Raw genomic sequence first — 15,180 nt, 5'->3', positions numbered from 1 at the left:
AAGCCTCACTCGAGAAATACAGATCGCTAATGGCTTGCCTACGGATAATGACCATCTGGTTTGCCAAGCTCTCGACACAGACGAATGCCGCTCCAACTTGAAGATCCCGATGAAGGCGCGAGAATGCCCCATCAGAGATAGACAGCAAGATGGCCTTGCCTCCTCCATGAAAATGAATGGCAACCTCGCCGTAATAGCTCAGATCCTCGTGAACGGAACGGCCATATAGGCTCGTCTTGATCGCCGGATGGGTGCCCTGCAAAGCATCCACGCTCGTTCTCAGCACCTTGGCCAATTTCTTGAGTTTGTCGTTCGGCACAGGAGCGGCACCGCTTTCCCAACGTTGATAGTTGGGTTGTGAGACGCCAACGGCTTTCGCCAGCGCTGCCTGGGTTAGCCCCGCTTTGACCCTGTATTGTTTGAGCGCGATCTTCATCATTCCTCCTGTTTATACGTATATTATACGTATAAACAGGAGGAATTGGTACATGCGGCAATTCGACACGCAGGGTCTTCCAAGGTACCGATCCAAAACGCCTAGGATCGAGTTCCAACATCTTGTCTGAAAAAAAACTACAAATTTCGGACAGACTTGCCGATTGTCCGAAAAAGAACTACAAATTTCGGACAAGGATGTATTCATGAACAATGTCAAATCTCAAATCATTGACCACATGAACGCGGCTACTCTCAACGAGGTATGGGTGCCAACCGACTTCGCCCATCTCGGCGGACGCGCTGCCGTGGACAAGGCACTACAGCGTCTGGTCGCAGCAGGCCAATTGCGTCGTATCGACCGAGGTCTATATGACCGGCCCAGGATAAACAGCCTGACTAGGAAAGCTGCCCCTCCCGACTACCGCGCGGTGGTTGATGCGATTGCCCGACGCGATCAACTTCGTCTATTGGTCGATGGCATGACCGCCGCCAACGATCTGGGCTTGACCGATGCCGTGCCTGCTCACGTCACCATCCACACCGATGCGCGCCGACGCGCCATCCAGCTGGACAAACTGATGATCCAGTTCAAGCAGACCGCTCCCAGCCGTCTGTATTGGGCTGGCCGGCCAGCCATGCGCGTCGTACAGGCGCTGCACTGGCTCAAAGATACCTTGCCAGCGGATCAAATGCGTATCATCAGGCGACTGTCCGAGTTGCTAGACGACCCCGCGCTGGGTAATTCCATTCGTCAAGATCTATTGGCGGGCTTCAACACGCTGCCAGCATGGATGCAGGCCATCATCCGCAAGTTACCAGGCTGCGATCCGCAGATCGGTGAACTCGATACCTCAGAAACCATCCCACATCTCGAATCGTAAGCGCACCGAAATTTGCCATAAACTCGCATTTCAATACGATCATCCAGGCAGACGACGATGAACGACGCGGCCTGTTCCTAGCAGCGGCTAGCCGCCTGGGAACAGCAGTTCAGAATGTCGAAAAGGACTTCTGGGTATGCTGGACGCTGCACGCTTTATTCAACGGCTTGCCTCCCAATAGCCCTCGGTTGCTGTTCAAGGGAGGTACGTCGCTGTCCAAAGCCTTCGGGTTGATTTCCAGATTTTCGGAAGACATCGACATCACCGTGTTCCGCCAGGACATCGGCGAACCGATAGAAGCCACGTATCTAGATGCCTTGAGCGGCAGGCAGCGGCGCATCCACCTGGATCGCATCCGTACCGCTTGCCATCAGTACATCACCGAACGCATGGCTCCACAACTATACGAGACTGCGGCGCGGATCATGCCCGCGCACCGCTGCCGCCTAGACCTGGACCCTCACGATCCCGACCACCAGACATTGCTGTTCTGGTATCCCGCCGTGACCGTCACAACGAACGACTACATCCGCTCGGCGGTGAAGATCGAGGCAGGCGCCAAATCGGCACTGGATCCACACGAAGCGGCCACCATCACACCCTACATCGCCGATGATCTGCCCGGCCTCGACATGTCGGTGCGCAATGTCACGACGGTCAAACCCGAACGTACTTTCTGGGACAAGATCATCATCCTGCATGGACTACGCCAATGGCACGATCGCCGAGGACAACTACGCCAGGGGGGGGCAGCGTGTCTCGCGGCATTACTACGACCTCTTCCGTTTGTTGCAACACCCGGATGCGGTGACATGGCAGACGAATCATGGACTGGCGCAAGACTGTACGCGACATGCCCGACTGTTCTTCGGTAGCGCCGACCTGGGGCTGGACACAGCAGCGCATGGCACCTTCACCTTGGCACTATCACACCCAATGCGTGAAGCCCTTACACGCGACTACACGGCAATGAGTGGGATGATCTTTGGAACGCTGCCTGCCATCGACGACGTAATCCATGCCATCGAAACATTGGAATCCCGCTTGAACGCACCGGAGGAACACGTCTCGCGATGAAGCCCGATTCCTCTTCCCCCTCTTCCTCCCTCGGCATGGGCCGCGCGGCGCTCGTGCTGTATCGCGCCCTCTGGCGCTACGCCGAAGGCGCGCGCCGGCAACTGATGGGCGCCGTCGCGCTGCTGTCGGGCGCGCAACTGGTCAAGCTGACGCTGCCCTGGCTGGCCTCCCATGCCATCAATGCCCTGCAGCAGAACGACATGCCGACAGCCGGCCTCTGGATCCTGTTCCTCGTGGGCAGCTACATGATGTCGTGGGTGTTCCACGGCCCGGGCCGCGTCCTGGAAGGCAACGTCGGCGTGCGGGTGCGGGAACGGCTGGCCGACGACCTCTATGCCCGCATCGCCGCCGCCCCCCTGACCTGGCGCGACGGCCGGCATTCCGGCGACCTGCAGCACCGCGTGCTGCAGTCCAGCCGCGCCCTGTCGGCCTTTGCCCGGGGCATGTACGGATACCTGCACAGCGCCCTGAACTTCATCGGCCCGCTGGTGGCGCTGACCTTGCTGTCCCATGTCAGCGGCATCATCGCGGTCAGCGGCTACCTGATCATCGCCCTCGTCACGCTGCGTTTCGACCTGGCGCTGATGCGGCTGGCCCGCTCCGAGAACGACCAGGAACGCCGCTACGTCGCGGCGCTGCTCGACTTCGTTAGCAATGCCGGCACCGTGATCGGCCTGCGCCTGCAGGCCGCCTCGCGCAAAATCCTGGGCCGCCGCCTGGAAACGGTCATGAAGCCGTTGCGCCGCGCCCTGTGGGTCAACGAGGTCAAGTGGTGCGTGGTGGACCTGGCGGGCATGTGCCTCACCTGGATCCTCGTGGTGGAGTACGTGCTGCGGCACCGAGAACCCGGGCAGGCCTTGTTGTTGGGCACCATCTTCATGATCTATCAGTACGCCCAGCAGGCCGCGTCGGTGGTCAGCGCCATCGCCTCCAATTTCCAGAGTTTCTCGCGCATGCACACCGACTACAGCAGCGCCGAGCCCATCTGGCAGGCCCCCGGCGATCCCGCGGCCGCGGTGCCCGCCGTGCAACCCGACGCGCCGTGGCAGACCCTGGAACTGCGCGGCGCCACCTGGCGCTATTCGGGGGAAGGACGCGGCGGCCTGCATGGGGTCGACCTGGTGTTGCGCCGCGGCTCGCGCGTCGCGCTGATCGGCGCCAGCGGCGGCGGCAAAAGCACACTGCTTCGCATGCTCGCCGGGCTCTACCCGCCGCTGCAGGGCGAACTGCTGCGGGACGGCAAGCCGGTGAACTGGGCCGAACTGCGCACGCTGGCCACGCTGATTCCGCAGGAAGCCGAAGTCTTCGAAGCCAGCGTGCAGGAGAACCTGACCTTCGGCGAGCCCGCCGATGCCGCGGCACTGCAAGCCGCCGTGCATACCGGTGTGTTCGACGAAGTGCTGCAACGCATGCCCGGCGGCCTGGATAGCCCGGTGAACGAACGAGGCAGCAATCTGTCCGGCGGGCAGCGGCAACGCCTGGCCCTGTCGCGCGGGGCGCTGGCGGCGCAAGGCAGTTCTCTGCTGCTGCTGGATGAACCCACCAGCGCGCTGGACCCGCAAGCCGAAGGCCGGGTGTTCGATCGCATGTATGCCGCGTTCCCCTCGGCGTGCATCGTGGCCTCGGTGCACCGGCCCAGCCTGCTCAGCCGCTTCGACACCATCGTGGTGATGGAAGCCGGGCGCGTGGTGGATGCGGGGCCGCGCGACGAGATCCTGGCCCGGCACAAGCCCTGAAAACCCATCCCGACATTACAAAAATGTAATCCACGCGTAACCTCCCCGCCCCCGTCAGTCATCCACACTGGAGTCCATCGCTTTCCAGACCACAGTAAGGAGCTGACCATGAAGACCCTGACAGCCTTGTTCAGCGCATGCGCGTTGAGCCTGGGAATGATCGGCGCGGCCCAGGCGCGGGCCGCGAGCGGCGATCATGTCACCCATCACCCCGCGCAAGCCCCGGCGAGCGCGCCTGCCGCGGCCGCGCCGATGGTGCCGGGCGGGATGATGAAGAACATGCAGGCCATGAGCGGCATGCACCAGAAGATGGCTGCCGCCCAGACCCCGGAAGAACGCCAGGCGCTGATGGCCGACCATATGAAGTCCATGCCCGCCGACGGCGCCGACATGCAGGGCTGCCGCCAGATGATGGAGTCGATGAAAACGCCGGCGGGTGACGCGCCGGCCGCGGCGCCTCCGGCAACCAAGGGCTGAACGCCATGAACGCGCACCCTGCCGACTCGCCGCGCAGGGCGGCCGGCAGCTACTGGCGATCGCCCTACATGATTGCGCTGCTCGCCCTGGGCGCCATGGCCGGGTACTTTCTCTGGGCCGAGCATCGCGCCCATGTCTCGCAATGGTGGCCCTATGCGCTCTTGCTGCTGTGCCCGCTGATGCACGTGTTCATGCACAAAGGACATGGCGGCGGAACACATTCCGGCGGCCGGGGGCAAGGCGACAAGACCGGTCAGTGATGCAAGCACAGGAATCGGCCGCCGGCCGATTCCCGCGCCGCGGGCGCCTTGCCTGGGCATAATAGGAAAACGAAGGATCACACCAGCACTCGAAAGGGATGGGTATGAATCACTCTCGTCACGCCGGCGCGGCCGGGGAACCCCACGGCCACGCGGCGCCGCAGGCGGCGGCCGAGCCCGCCGATACGCCCGCCGAGGTTCCCGCCGGCACGATCTACACCTGCCCCATGCATCCGGAGATCCGCCAGGATCATCCAGGGAGCTGCCCCAAGTGCGGCATGACGCTGGAGCCGCTCATTCCCCTGGAGGCGGAGGACGATGGCGAACTGAAGGACTTCCAGCGCCGTTTCTGGTGGACGCTGCCACTGACGATCATCATCGCTGCGCTGGCCATGTTCGGCCACCGATTCGGCTGGCTCGACATGGCGGCCCAGTCCTGGACGGAACTGGTCCTGTCGCTGCCGGTGGTGTTCTGGACGGGCTGGCCGTTCTTCGTGCGCGGCTGGCAGTCCTTCGCGCACCGCAGCCCCAATATGTGGACGCTGATCAGCCTGGGCACGGCAGCCGCCTTCATATACAGCGTCGTCGCCACGCTGGCCCCGGACGCGTTTCCGGATACGTTCATCTCGATGGGTCGCGTGGCGGTGTACTTCGAGGCCGCGGTGGTCATCATTTCGCTGACCATGCTGGGCCAGATCCTGGAGCTGAAGGCGCGCTCGCAGACGTCGGCCGCCATCAAATCCCTGCTGGGCCTGGCCCCCAAGACCGCCCGGCGCATCAACGCCGACGGCAGCGAGGAGGACGTGCCGCTGAACCACGTCCACGTGGACGAGTCCATGCTCACGGGCGAACCGATACCGGTGAGCAAGCGCGCGGGCGACAGGCTGATCGGCGCGACGCTCAATACCAGCGGCACGCTGGTGATGCGCTCGGAAAAAGTCGGCTCCGCCACCATGCTGGCCCAGATCGTGCAGATGGTCGCTTCCGCGCAGCGCTCCAAGGCGCCCATGCAGCGCATGGCGGACGTGGTGGCGGGCAAGTTCGTGGTCGTGGTGGTGCTGGTGGCGCTTTCCACCCTGGTGGTTTGGGGCCTCTTCGGGCCGGAACCCAGCTGGGTGTATGGGCTGATCAATGCGGTGGCGGTGCTGATCATCGCCTGCCCTTGCGCGCTGGGATTGGCCACGCCCATGTCCGTGATGGTGGCCACGGGCCGCGCGGCCACGCAGGGCGTGCTGTTTCGCGACGCGGGCGCCATCGAGAAAATGCGCGAGGTGGACACGCTGATCGTGGACAAGACCGGAACCCTGACCGAGGGCAAGCCCGCCTTCGATACCGCGATCGCGGCGCCGGGCTATACGCCCGATGAGGTGCTGCGTTTGGCGGCCAGCCTGGACCAGGGCAGCGAACACCCCCTGGCCGACGCCATCGTCGAGGCTGCCCGCGCCCAGGGCCTGGCGCTGGCCCAGGCAGTCGATTTCGATTCCGGCAGCGGCATCGGCGTGCGCGGCATGGTGGAGGGCAAGCGCCTCGCGCTGGGCAACACCGCCTTGATGAAGCAGGAAGGCGTATCCGTGGACGCGCTGCGGGCCGACGGCGAGCGCCTGCGCGGCGAAGGCGCCAGCATCATGCACCTGGCGGTGGACGGCACCTTCGCGGGCATCCTGGCGGTGACCGACCCCATCAAGGCCAGCACGCGCGAGGCCATCCAGAGCCTCCATGACAGCGGCTTGCGGATCGTAATGGCCACGGGCGACGGGCTGACGACCGCCAAGGCCGTCGGCGCCGCGCTGCGCATCGACGAGGTGCACGGCGAGGTCAAGCCTTCCGACAAGCTGGCCCTGGTGGAAACGCTGCAGCGCGACGGCCGCGTGGTGGCGATGGCGGGCGACGGCATCAACGACGCGCCCGCCCTGGCCCGCGCCGACGTGGGCGTGGCGATGGGCACCGGCACCGACGTGGCCATGCACAGCGGGCAGGTCACGCTGATCAAGGGCGATCTGCGCGGCATCGCCGTGTCGCGCCAGATCTCCATCGACACGGTGCGCAACATGCGGCAGAACCTGATGTTCGCCTTTATCTACAACGGCATCGGCGTGCCGATCGCCGCCGGCCTGCTCTATCCGTTCACGGGGTGGCTGCTGTCGCCGATGATAGCGGCGCTGGCCATGAGCCTGAGCTCGGCCTCGGTGATCTTCAACGCGCTGCGGCTGCGGGGCGCCAAGTAGGCGAGCGGACGGCCACCGGGCCGTGCCGCTCAGCCGCCTTCCGACTTCAGGCGCGCCAGCGTCGTCGCGACCATCCGGTCACAGTCGTCGCCGTCGAACTCGAACAGGCTCTTCTCGGTCACGTCGATATCGCGCGACAGGGACTCGCGCAGCAGCGCGTTGGCGCGGAAGTGGCGGCTGCGCACCGTCGCCTCGGGAATGCCCAGGCAATGCGCCGTTTCCTCCACGGACAATTCCTCCACCGAGCGCATCACGAATACGGTCCGGAAGGCGACCGGCAAGGCGTCCAGCCGCGCCTCCAGCAAGGCGCGCAGCTGCGAGCGGGCCGCGGCATGGAAAGGCGGATCGAAGTCGTTGGTGGTCATCGCGTCAGCCTCGTCCTCAGTGTTCCCGGCCATGGGAAGCAACGCCTCGCGGCGCCCCTGCTTGCGCATCCGGCCGAAGCACTGGTTGAGCACCAATCGCGACAGCCACGTGAACAGCGAGGCCTCGCCGCGGAACCGGTCCATGTGGCGGTACGCCGCCAGGTACGCGTCCTGCAGGGCGTCTTCGGCGTCGGCGTCGTTGCGCAGGGTCGCCCGCGCCAGACGGTAGAGCCGCCGGTTGTGGCGGCGCATCATCGACTCGAACGCGGCGGCCTCGCCCGCCGCGATGCGGCGCGCGAGCGCCATGTCACTCTCTTCGGCCTGCGTTGCCGCCGGCGCCGCCGCTGTCGTCATCAGCCCAACCTCCGCCTCGTCACTGCGCAACCAGGGTTCCCTGCATGGTCGGATGGAACAGGCAGGTATATGCGATGGTGCCCGCCTCGCCCACAGTGTAGGTCCACGACGCGCCGCCCGCGATGGCCCCGGAATCGAACGCGCGCGACAGCGCGGTGGCCGTGTGGGGCACCAGGTCCTTGTTGACCCAGGTGACCTTGTCGCCGCGCCGCACGGACAAGGCGGCCGGGGTGAACTGCATGCCCTCGATGGTCACGGTATGGGCGGCCGCCCGGGCGCCGGGCGGATCGTCCGCGGCGCGCGCCGGCGCGCCGGCCAGGATCAGGCCCGCGCAGAGCGTGGCGGCGCCGGCGCGTCGCCATGCCGCGAGCCAGGCCGGCCTAGCCACCGCCGAGCCTCTTCTGCAGCTGCCTGGCATGCTCCAGGTGCGCGATGAAGGCCGGCCGCACCTTGACCAGCAGCGCCTTCAGCTCGGCATTGTGCGCGCCGGGGATCAGGGTGGTATCCAGCGCCTGGATCACCGCCTCGTGGTAGGCCACCTCGTGGTCGACGTAGGCCTTGTCGAACGCGGCGCCGCTCAAGCCCTTGAGCGTGGCCAGGTTCTTGTCGCCGCCCTGTTGCAGGCTTTCGCTGGTCGGATTGGCCTCGGGCGTGACCTTCAGCTTCTTGACCAGCTCGCCCGCGGACTGGTTCACGGCCGTATGGTCGGTCACCATCAGCCTGGCGAACTCCTGGACGTCCTTGGTCCGTGACTTCTGCTCCGCCAGCTTGCCGGCATCGACGTCGACCTGGTTGGCCACCACGACGATGGCCGCGATCTGCGGATCCGTCGGGCCGTTGCCGTGCGCGAACGCGCTGGCGCCGGCCAGGACCAGGGCGCAGAACCATGTTGTCTGGATCGCTTTCATTTCATCCCCCCAAAACGATGGATGCAGGCGTACCGGTGCGCCGGAATGGCGCGAAATACCGCTTGCATATGGAGTTGGATGTCACGATCCGGCGCCGCGTTCCGGCGGATGCCGTCATTGCGCCGGAACGGCCGCGCCTTCGGCCTGCCCCGGGGGCCAGAATGGGCGCCGCTCACGCAGGCATGGCTTCTCTCACGAGCTCGACCCAGTAGCGAGCGCCCAACGGCAGGATGTCGTCGTTGAAATCGTAGTACGGGTTATGCACGGGAGGGTTGTCGCCCGCGCGGGCGGCTCCCACGAACACATAAGCGCCGGGCCGCTGCTCCAGCATGTAGGCGAAGTCTTCCGACCCCATGCGCGGCACGCAGGCCGTATCCACCTGCTCCGCCCCCACCACCCGCGCCGCGGCGCGGGCGGCCAATCGCACTTCGGCCTCTGTATTGACGCAAGCCGGATAGCCGCGGAAATACTCCACCCCGATCGCGGCGCCCGACGTGGTGGCCACGCCCGCACACACCTCGCGCAGCCGGCGCTCCGCCAGATCGCGCGTTGCCGCGGTCAGCGTTCGGCAACTGCCCCGCAACAGCACGCTGTTGGGCACGACGTTCCAGGTATCGCCCGCATGGATCTGCGTAATGCTCAGCACCAACGCATCGGTCGCCTTCACGTTCCGACTGACGATGGTCTGCATCGCGCTCACGACCTGCGCCGCCGCCACGATGGGGTCGACGCCGTGTTCGGGCTGCGCGGCATGGCAACCCTTGCCGGTCACGGTGATCTCGTAGGTATCGCAGTTGGCCATGACGGTGCCCACCCGCGTCGACACCACGCCGAACGGCAGGTTGGGCGAATTGTGCAGCGCATACACGGCGTCGCAGGGGAATTTTTCGAACAGGCCGTCCCGCACCATCGCCAGGCCGCCGCCCGCGTGCTCTTCCGCGGGCTGGAAAATGAAGTGCAAGGTGCCCCGCCACCCCGTATCGCCGGCCAGGTGGTGGGCCGCGCCCAACAGCATGGCGGTATGGCCGTCGTGGCCGCACCCGTGCATTTTTCCGGCAATCGTCGAACGATGCGTCGCCTCGCCCAACTCCTGCATGTCCAGCGCGTCCATATCGGCGCGCAGACCGATCACCGGCCCCTCACCCCGCGCCAGCGTCCCCACTACGCCCGTACCGCCCAGGCCGCGATGCACCACCACCCCCACCTGCGCCAACTCCCGCGCGACCAGATCGGAGGTACGAAATTCGCAGAATGCCGTTTCCGGATGCGCGTGGATATCGCGGCGCCAGTCGCGCATTTTGCGCAGCAATTCCGTGCCGATGGGGGATACGGTGGTGGCCATGAGGCGATGTCTCCATAAATGGGGCCTTCGGGGAAATACGACTTCCGACTATAGACAAGCGCGGGTACAAACTCGATAGCAACAATCACGCCTTATCGATGCGATTTTTGCAACGTTCGCTTGCCGGCGCCCAAGGCAGGCACCGAAACCGCGGCGAGGGTATGCAAGGATGGACAACGTTTTGGAATTCAAGCGGACGCAATGTCTGCTGCAAGTCATCGAGACCGGCTCATTACGCGCCGCGGCCGACGTCCTGCAAACCGACCCCTCCGCGATAAGCCGAGCCGTCGCCCGGCTGGAAGCGGACACGGGGCTGACCTTGCTGGAACGCCGTGGCCGGGGAGTCGTGCCCACGGACGCCGGGCGACTGGTGGCCCTGTTCGCCCGGCGGCAGCAAAACCTGAACGAGTCCTTCTACGCCGAAGTCAACGACCTGAAGAGCGCTACGCGGGGTCACGTCGAGCTCGCGCTGGGCGAGGGCTTCGTGGATATGCTGCTGGAGCCCGTCCTGCTGTCGTTCGTGCGCAAGCATCCCGACATCACCTACAGCATCCACGTGGCCGGCACCAATGAAACCGTGCGCTGCATCGTCGAAGAACGCGCGCAGATCGCGCTAGCCTTCCAGCCACCGAACGACGTGCGGCTGCGTTCGCACTATTCGCGCGCCGCGCCGATGCGCGTCCATGTCCACAAGGACCATCCGCTGGCGCGCACGCGCCGGGCCTTGCGGCTATCGGACCTCGCTCCTCACGGCTGGGCCGCTATGGACGAATCGTTCGGCGTGCGCCAGCACATCCAGGCGGCGGAGCTGGACGAGAATGTCAAGCTCCGACCCGCGCTGCTGACCAATTCCTTCAAGATCCTGTGGGAATTCGCGAGCCAGGGACTGGGCTATGTCGTGAATCCGCTGTCGATGCCGCTGAAGGGCCCGCAATTCCGCCAGATGGTTTCACTGCCTTTGGCGAATCCCATCCTGAACAACAGCCGCACCCATGTCATCAGCTTGGCGGGCCGCCATCTGCCGCCCGCGACCGCCAGCATGCTGCTGCATATCCTGAAGACGTTTCCCACCCTGGAGTCCCTCGGCGCCTGAGCCGCGCTCTCCTGCGCCGGCCCCGCCCATCGTTGCAGATTTCACATTGATCCGATCCCCAGTCCGTCATTGATGCCGGCAAACGCCACTGCCTAGACTGCACGGCACAGTCCGGCGCGACGGCCGGCTGCCTTCAAACAGACATGACAAGGGAGATGCAGCATGCGTTGGAATCTACCGGCCCGGGTGGCCGCTCTCTTCCTCGCGGCGTTCGCCGCCGCGCCGTTGGCGCGCGCCGAGGACTACCCATCCAGGAAGCCGCTGAGCCTGATCGTCCCCTACCCGGCCGGCGGCGCCAGCGACGCCTCGGCGCGGCAGTTCGGCGTGCACATCGCCAAGGCACTGAAGCAGCAGGTCGTGGTGGAGAACGTGGGCGGCGGGGCGGGCATGCTGGGCGCGCGCCGGGTCCTGAGCAGCCCTCCCGATGGCTATACCTTCCTGCACGGATCTCCCAACGAGGTCATTCTCAGCCCGTTCCTGAACGCGGCGGCTCATTACAAGCCCGAGGATTTCCGCCTGACCCAGCCCATCAGCGAAGCGACCATCGTGCTGTTGGCGCGCGCCGACCTGCCGGTGTCGGACGTCGATGAATTCATCGCCTACGCCAAGCGGCCTGGCGCCCGCCCCCTTACCTTTGCCAGCGTCGGCGTGGGCTCCCTGTATCACATCATGACCGAGTACCTGGGGCGGCGCGTGGGCGCGGAGTTCCTGCACGTTCCCTATCGCGGCGGCGCGCCGGCGCTGCAGGACCTGATCGGGCGCCAGGTCGACTTCGCCGTCCTGCCGTATCAACAGGCAATGGAAGGAATGGCGGCACAGCAGCAGTTGAAAATCCTGACCAGTTTCTCCGACAGGCTGCCCGCGCCGCTTTCTCGGATACCGCTGATTTCGCAAAGCAAGACGATTCCGAGTTTCGTCTATACGATCGCCGGGGGCTACTACGTGCGCCAAGACACCCCGGCCGCGGAGGTGGCCGTCTTGCATCGCGCGGTGGGCTATGCCCTGGGACAGCCCGACCTGCGCCAACGGATGGAAGCCGAGGGCCGCCTGCTGCTGCAACCCATGAGCCAGCTGGATGCCGACGCCTACGCGGCGGCCCAGATCGCCAAATACCGGGAGATGATCCAGGAACTGGGACTCAAGCCGATGTAGCCACCGGCACCCCCAACCCGTGCTTGGCCCGGTTCAGCACGATAAGGGTGGAAAAGCGCTTGACGTTGGGGTCGCCCCAGAAATGCCGCTGTGCGAACACCTCGTACTCGTCCATGTCCCGCATGGTGAGGGTCAGCACGAAATCGACCTCGCCGGTGACCGACAGGCACTGCATGATCTCCGGCGCCGCCTGCATCGCGCGCTTGAAATGGTCCAGCTTGTCGGCGCGCTCGCTTTCCAGGGTCACCAGCACGACCATCATGATCCCGCGCCCGACGGCGGCCGGGTCGACGACGGATACGTCGCCCAGCACCACCTTGGACTCGCGCAGCCGCTTCATGCGGCGCAGGCAGGACACCGGCGACAGGTTCACGCGCTGCGCGACGTCCTGGCTGGTGCGCTGATTGTCTTCCTGCATGCTTTGCAGGATCTGGAGGTCGAAATCGTCTAGTTCCATAAGGGTCTCGGAACGTGCTGGATGCCGGCGGGGCAGGCCTGTCCACCGATTCTAAGCCGGCTGGCGGTGGAATCCGGCCCCATTTCGACGGGAAACTTCATCCGCCCGCCCCGGGATGCAGGAATTATTCAGCCGGCTTGCTTACACTGGGAGCCCTCTGCCCGCGCCGCGGGCAGACCGCCTCCCCGTATCATGCCGTCACTCCAGCTTTTCCTGCTATTTCTCGCCGCCGACGCGGCGCTCAAGCTCACGCCCGGCCCCGACATGGCGCTGACGCTTTCCCGGGGCATGACCCAGGGCTTCCGGCCCGCCTTCCACAGCGTGCTCGGCAACGTCGCCGCCGGATTCATCCAGGTGCCGGCGGTAGTGCTGGGGCTGGCCTCGGTGCTGCAGGCCTTTCCCACCCTGTTCGTGGGCATCAAGGCGGCCGGCGGCCTGTATCTGGGCTACCTGGGCATCAAGGCCATCCTCCGTTGCGCCCGGTCGGACGAGGTGTCGCTGGCCGCGCGCCCGGGCGATGCCCGCGACGCGTTCTGGCAGGGTTTCATGACGAACCTGCTCAATCCCAAGGTGTTGCTTTTCATGATCGCCTTCCTGCCGCAGTTCACCACGCCGGACAACGGGCCGGTCTGGATCCAGATGCTGGTGCTGGGCATCACGATGAAGGTGCTCAGCCTGCCCTACGGCAGTTGCTTCGCGTACGGCGCCTCGCGCATCCGCGGCTGGGTTGGCCGCAATCCGTGGTTCCTGCGGATGCAGCAAGGCCTGCTGGGGGCCGTCATGCTCGGCCTTGCCCTGTATGTGCTCTACTCCACGGCCGAAACCCTGGCCTGATCCATCCGCTTCGATCGACCATTATCCGCATTTCCGTTTCCCGCCATGACCGCCGCCACCTTGAACACCGGACGCAACGCTTCCTCGTCCACCCTGCTTCCCACGCTGTCGCTGATCGGCGCGATGGCGTCGCTGTGCATCGGCACCTCGTTCGCCAAGTCGCTCTTCCCCTATGTCGGCGCGCAAGGCACGACCGCCTACCGCATCGCCATCGGCGCCCTGATCCTGCTGGCGATCTGGCGCCCCTGGCGCTTTCCCCTGACCCGCCGCGACGCCGCCAAGATCGCGCTATACGGCGTGACGCTGGCCTGCATGAACCTGCTGTTCTACATGGCCCTGCGCACCCTGCCCCTGGGCATCGCCATCGCGATCGAATTCACCGGGCCGCTGACCCTGGCGGTCGCGCTGTCGCGGCGCGCCATCGACTTCGTCTGGATCGCCTGCGCCGCGGCGGGCCTGGTGCTGCTGATTCCCACCGGCCAGTCGGTGCACGACCTGGATCCCGTGGGCATCGCCTACGCGCTGGGCGCGGCGGTGTGCTGGGCGCTCTACATCATCTTCGGCAAGATGGCCGGCAACGTGCACGGCGGACAGGCCACCTCGCTCGGCCTGACGGCGGCCACCCTGGTCGCCCTGCCCATCGGCGCGGCGCACGCCGGCACCGCCCTGCTGGACCCCGCGCTGATCCTGGCCGGCATCGCCGTCGGCATCCTGTCCAGCGCCTTGCCCTATTCGCTGGAGATGGTGGCCTTGAAGCGCCTGCCGCAAAAGACCTTTGGCGTACTGTTGAGCATGGAGCCGGCCATGGGCGCGCTGGCGGGCGTGATCGTGTTGAACGAGCACCTCGACAAGACGCAATGGCTGGCGATCTGCGGCATCATCGTGGCGTCGGCCGGCTGCGCGGCCACCGCGCGGCGGCAAAACAACGCCCCCACGCCCGCGCCGGACTGAGCGCGGGCGCAACCCGGCAAGCCTGCGCAACGCTCGACCCTAGCCGAAACCGACTTCCCGCTGCGGGGGAGTCAGCGGGTCGAAGTCTTCCCAATGGTTGTTGCGCCAGCGGCCGTTGGCGTGCTCGACGTCGGCGCCGCCGGCATCCCGCAAGAGGCGGCATGCCAGCATTTCACGCTGCGGACGCGTGCGCACTGCCACCATGACGCCGGCCTGGCGAATTTCGGCGTGCGAATCGGGGTTGAAGTGGCCATGCAGGGTGCTGCCGTGGCCCGTCACCCAGAGCGCGCCGAAGAGCGAACCGAGATAGGCGCCCACCCCCGCCGCCGCCAGGATCAGCGGCGTGGAATCGCTCAACTCCGACATCACGAAGCCGCCGAACACCGCGAAGCCGGCCCCCATGCCGCCCGCGCCCAGGAAGGCGCCCATGTCGGCGCGCCCCGAGTCGGGGTCGGAACGGCGGTCGCCGCCCAGGGGATAGCGGCCGTGCTCGCCCGCCGGATTCACATAGAAGATATTGATGTCCCAGTGGGGAAATCCGCTGGAAGACAGGCGCTCGGCCGCGGCCTGGGCCGCTTCGAAGCCCTCGAATCGGGCTGCTACGATCAGAGACATGACAAACTCCTTGCC

At 65.8% G+C, this 15,180-nt stretch carries 17 protein-coding genes; 10 read left to right on the top strand and 7 right to left on the bottom strand.

The window, feature by feature from the left end:
• Window positions 1–436 (bottom strand): helix-turn-helix domain-containing protein (locus ADE01S_RS31340; protein WP_167543427.1); only part of this gene is annotated, 436 nt, incomplete at its 3' end.
• Between the two features lie 205 nt (window positions 437–641).
• On the opposite strand from ADE01S_RS31340, the gene ADE01S_RS21300 reads away from it, so the two are divergent.
• The 6 genes from ADE01S_RS21300 to ADE01S_RS21275 all read left to right on the top strand — a co-directional run bounded on the left by ADE01S_RS21300 (window position 642) and on the right by ADE01S_RS21275 (window position 7,094).
• The gene (locus ADE01S_RS21300; RefSeq protein ID WP_062683741.1) at window positions 642–1,319 is read left to right on the top strand and encodes a DUF6088 family protein; all 678 of its coding nucleotides are present in this window, start codon (window positions 642–644) and stop codon (window positions 1,317–1,319) included.
• 188 nt (window positions 1,320–1,507) lie between these two features.
• Window positions 1,508–2,194 carry a nucleotidyl transferase AbiEii/AbiGii toxin family protein gene (locus ADE01S_RS32180; RefSeq protein WP_254241596.1) on the top strand — a complete coding sequence of 229 codons (687 nt, stop codon included), beginning with the start codon at window positions 1,508–1,510 and terminating at the stop codon, window positions 2,192–2,194.
• A 198-nt stretch (window positions 2,195–2,392) separates the two neighbouring features.
• Complete coding sequence (locus tag ADE01S_RS21290; RefSeq protein ID WP_242663366.1) at window positions 2,393–4,132, top strand: ABC transporter ATP-binding protein; 1,740 nt, start codon at window positions 2,393–2,395, stop codon at window positions 4,130–4,132.
• Window positions 4,133–4,240: 108 nt separating this feature from the next.
• Window positions 4,241–4,609: a hypothetical protein gene (locus ADE01S_RS21285; protein WP_062683740.1), complete on the top strand. Its 369-nt coding sequence runs from the start codon at window positions 4,241–4,243 to the stop codon at window positions 4,607–4,609.
• 5 nt (window positions 4,610–4,614) lie between these two features.
• Window positions 4,615–4,869 carry a DUF2933 domain-containing protein gene (locus ADE01S_RS21280; protein ID WP_062683739.1) on the top strand — a complete coding sequence of 85 codons (255 nt, stop codon included), beginning with the start codon at window positions 4,615–4,617 and terminating at the stop codon, window positions 4,867–4,869.
• A gap of 104 nt (window positions 4,870–4,973) precedes the next feature.
• Window positions 4,974–7,094 (top strand): copper-transporting P-type ATPase, encoded by a 2,121-nt coding sequence (locus ADE01S_RS21275; RefSeq protein ID WP_207554415.1) that lies wholly within the window; start codon window positions 4,974–4,976, stop codon window positions 7,092–7,094.
• A 29-nt stretch (window positions 7,095–7,123) separates the two neighbouring features.
• On the opposite strand, the gene ADE01S_RS21270 is transcribed toward ADE01S_RS21275, so the two are convergent.
• The 4 genes from ADE01S_RS21270 to ADE01S_RS21255 all read right to left on the bottom strand — a co-directional run bounded on the left by ADE01S_RS21270 (window position 7,124) and on the right by ADE01S_RS21255 (window position 10,063).
• A complete protein-coding gene (locus ADE01S_RS21270) occupies window positions 7,124–7,813 on the bottom strand; it encodes an RNA polymerase sigma factor (protein WP_062683738.1) in 690 nt (229 codons plus the stop codon).
• A gap of 19 nt (window positions 7,814–7,832) precedes the next feature.
• On the bottom strand, window positions 7,833–8,201 hold the full coding sequence (locus tag ADE01S_RS21265; protein WP_242663367.1) for a cupredoxin domain-containing protein: 369 nt from the start codon (window positions 8,199–8,201) through the stop codon (window positions 7,833–7,835).
• On the bottom strand, window positions 8,194–8,721 hold the full coding sequence (locus tag ADE01S_RS21260) for a DUF4142 domain-containing protein (RefSeq protein ID WP_062683736.1): 528 nt from the start codon (window positions 8,719–8,721) through the stop codon (window positions 8,194–8,196). The genes ADE01S_RS21265 and ADE01S_RS21260 overlap by 8 nt, the downstream gene beginning before the upstream one ends.
• A gap of 172 nt (window positions 8,722–8,893) precedes the next feature.
• Entirely contained in the window at window positions 8,894–10,063 is a 1,170-nt protein-coding gene (locus ADE01S_RS21255) for a M20 aminoacylase family protein (RefSeq protein WP_062683735.1), read from the bottom strand.
• 169 nt (window positions 10,064–10,232) lie between these two features.
• Between ADE01S_RS21255 and ADE01S_RS21250 the strand changes: the two genes are divergently transcribed.
• Together ADE01S_RS21250 and ADE01S_RS21245 are read left to right on the top strand one after the other, a co-directional pair.
• A complete protein-coding gene (locus ADE01S_RS21250) occupies window positions 10,233–11,156 on the top strand; it encodes a LysR family transcriptional regulator (RefSeq protein WP_062683734.1) in 924 nt (307 codons plus the stop codon).
• A 162-nt stretch (window positions 11,157–11,318) separates the two neighbouring features.
• Window positions 11,319–12,308 (top strand): tripartite tricarboxylate transporter substrate binding protein, encoded by a 990-nt coding sequence (locus tag ADE01S_RS21245; RefSeq protein WP_062683733.1) that lies wholly within the window; start codon window positions 11,319–11,321, stop codon window positions 12,306–12,308.
• On the opposite strand, the gene ADE01S_RS21240 is transcribed toward ADE01S_RS21245, so the two are convergent.
• Window positions 12,295–12,765 carry an Lrp/AsnC family transcriptional regulator gene (locus tag ADE01S_RS21240; protein WP_062683732.1) on the bottom strand — a complete coding sequence of 157 codons (471 nt, stop codon included), beginning with the start codon at window positions 12,763–12,765 and terminating at the stop codon, window positions 12,295–12,297. The genes ADE01S_RS21245 and ADE01S_RS21240 overlap by 14 nt on opposite strands.
• 192 nt (window positions 12,766–12,957) lie before the next feature.
• Between ADE01S_RS21240 and ADE01S_RS21235 the strand changes: the two genes are divergently transcribed.
• Both ADE01S_RS21235 and ADE01S_RS21230 read left to right on the top strand, forming a co-directional pair.
• The gene (locus tag ADE01S_RS21235) at window positions 12,958–13,599 is read left to right on the top strand and encodes a LysE family translocator (RefSeq protein ID WP_082775866.1); all 642 of its coding nucleotides are present in this window, start codon (window positions 12,958–12,960) and stop codon (window positions 13,597–13,599) included.
• Window positions 13,600–13,644: 45 nt separating this feature from the next.
• A complete protein-coding gene (locus ADE01S_RS21230; protein ID WP_075873211.1) occupies window positions 13,645–14,550 on the top strand; it encodes an EamA family transporter in 906 nt (301 codons plus the stop codon).
• A gap of 39 nt (window positions 14,551–14,589) precedes the next feature.
• Here the strand turns inward: ADE01S_RS21230 and ADE01S_RS21225 are convergent, their stop codons facing one another.
• Window positions 14,590–15,165 carry a hypothetical protein gene (locus ADE01S_RS21225; RefSeq protein ID WP_062683731.1) on the bottom strand — a complete coding sequence of 192 codons (576 nt, stop codon included), beginning with the start codon at window positions 15,163–15,165 and terminating at the stop codon, window positions 14,590–14,592.
• Window positions 15,166–15,180 lie beyond the last annotated feature (15 nt).

The organism is Achromobacter denitrificans NBRC 15125 (genome assembly GCF_001571365.1).
Lineage (GTDB): Bacteria > Pseudomonadota > Gammaproteobacteria > Burkholderiales > Burkholderiaceae_B > Achromobacter > Achromobacter denitrificans.
The sequence above is the reverse complement of the archived record's forward strand: the minus strand, read 5'-3'. Positions and strand labels throughout refer to the sequence as shown.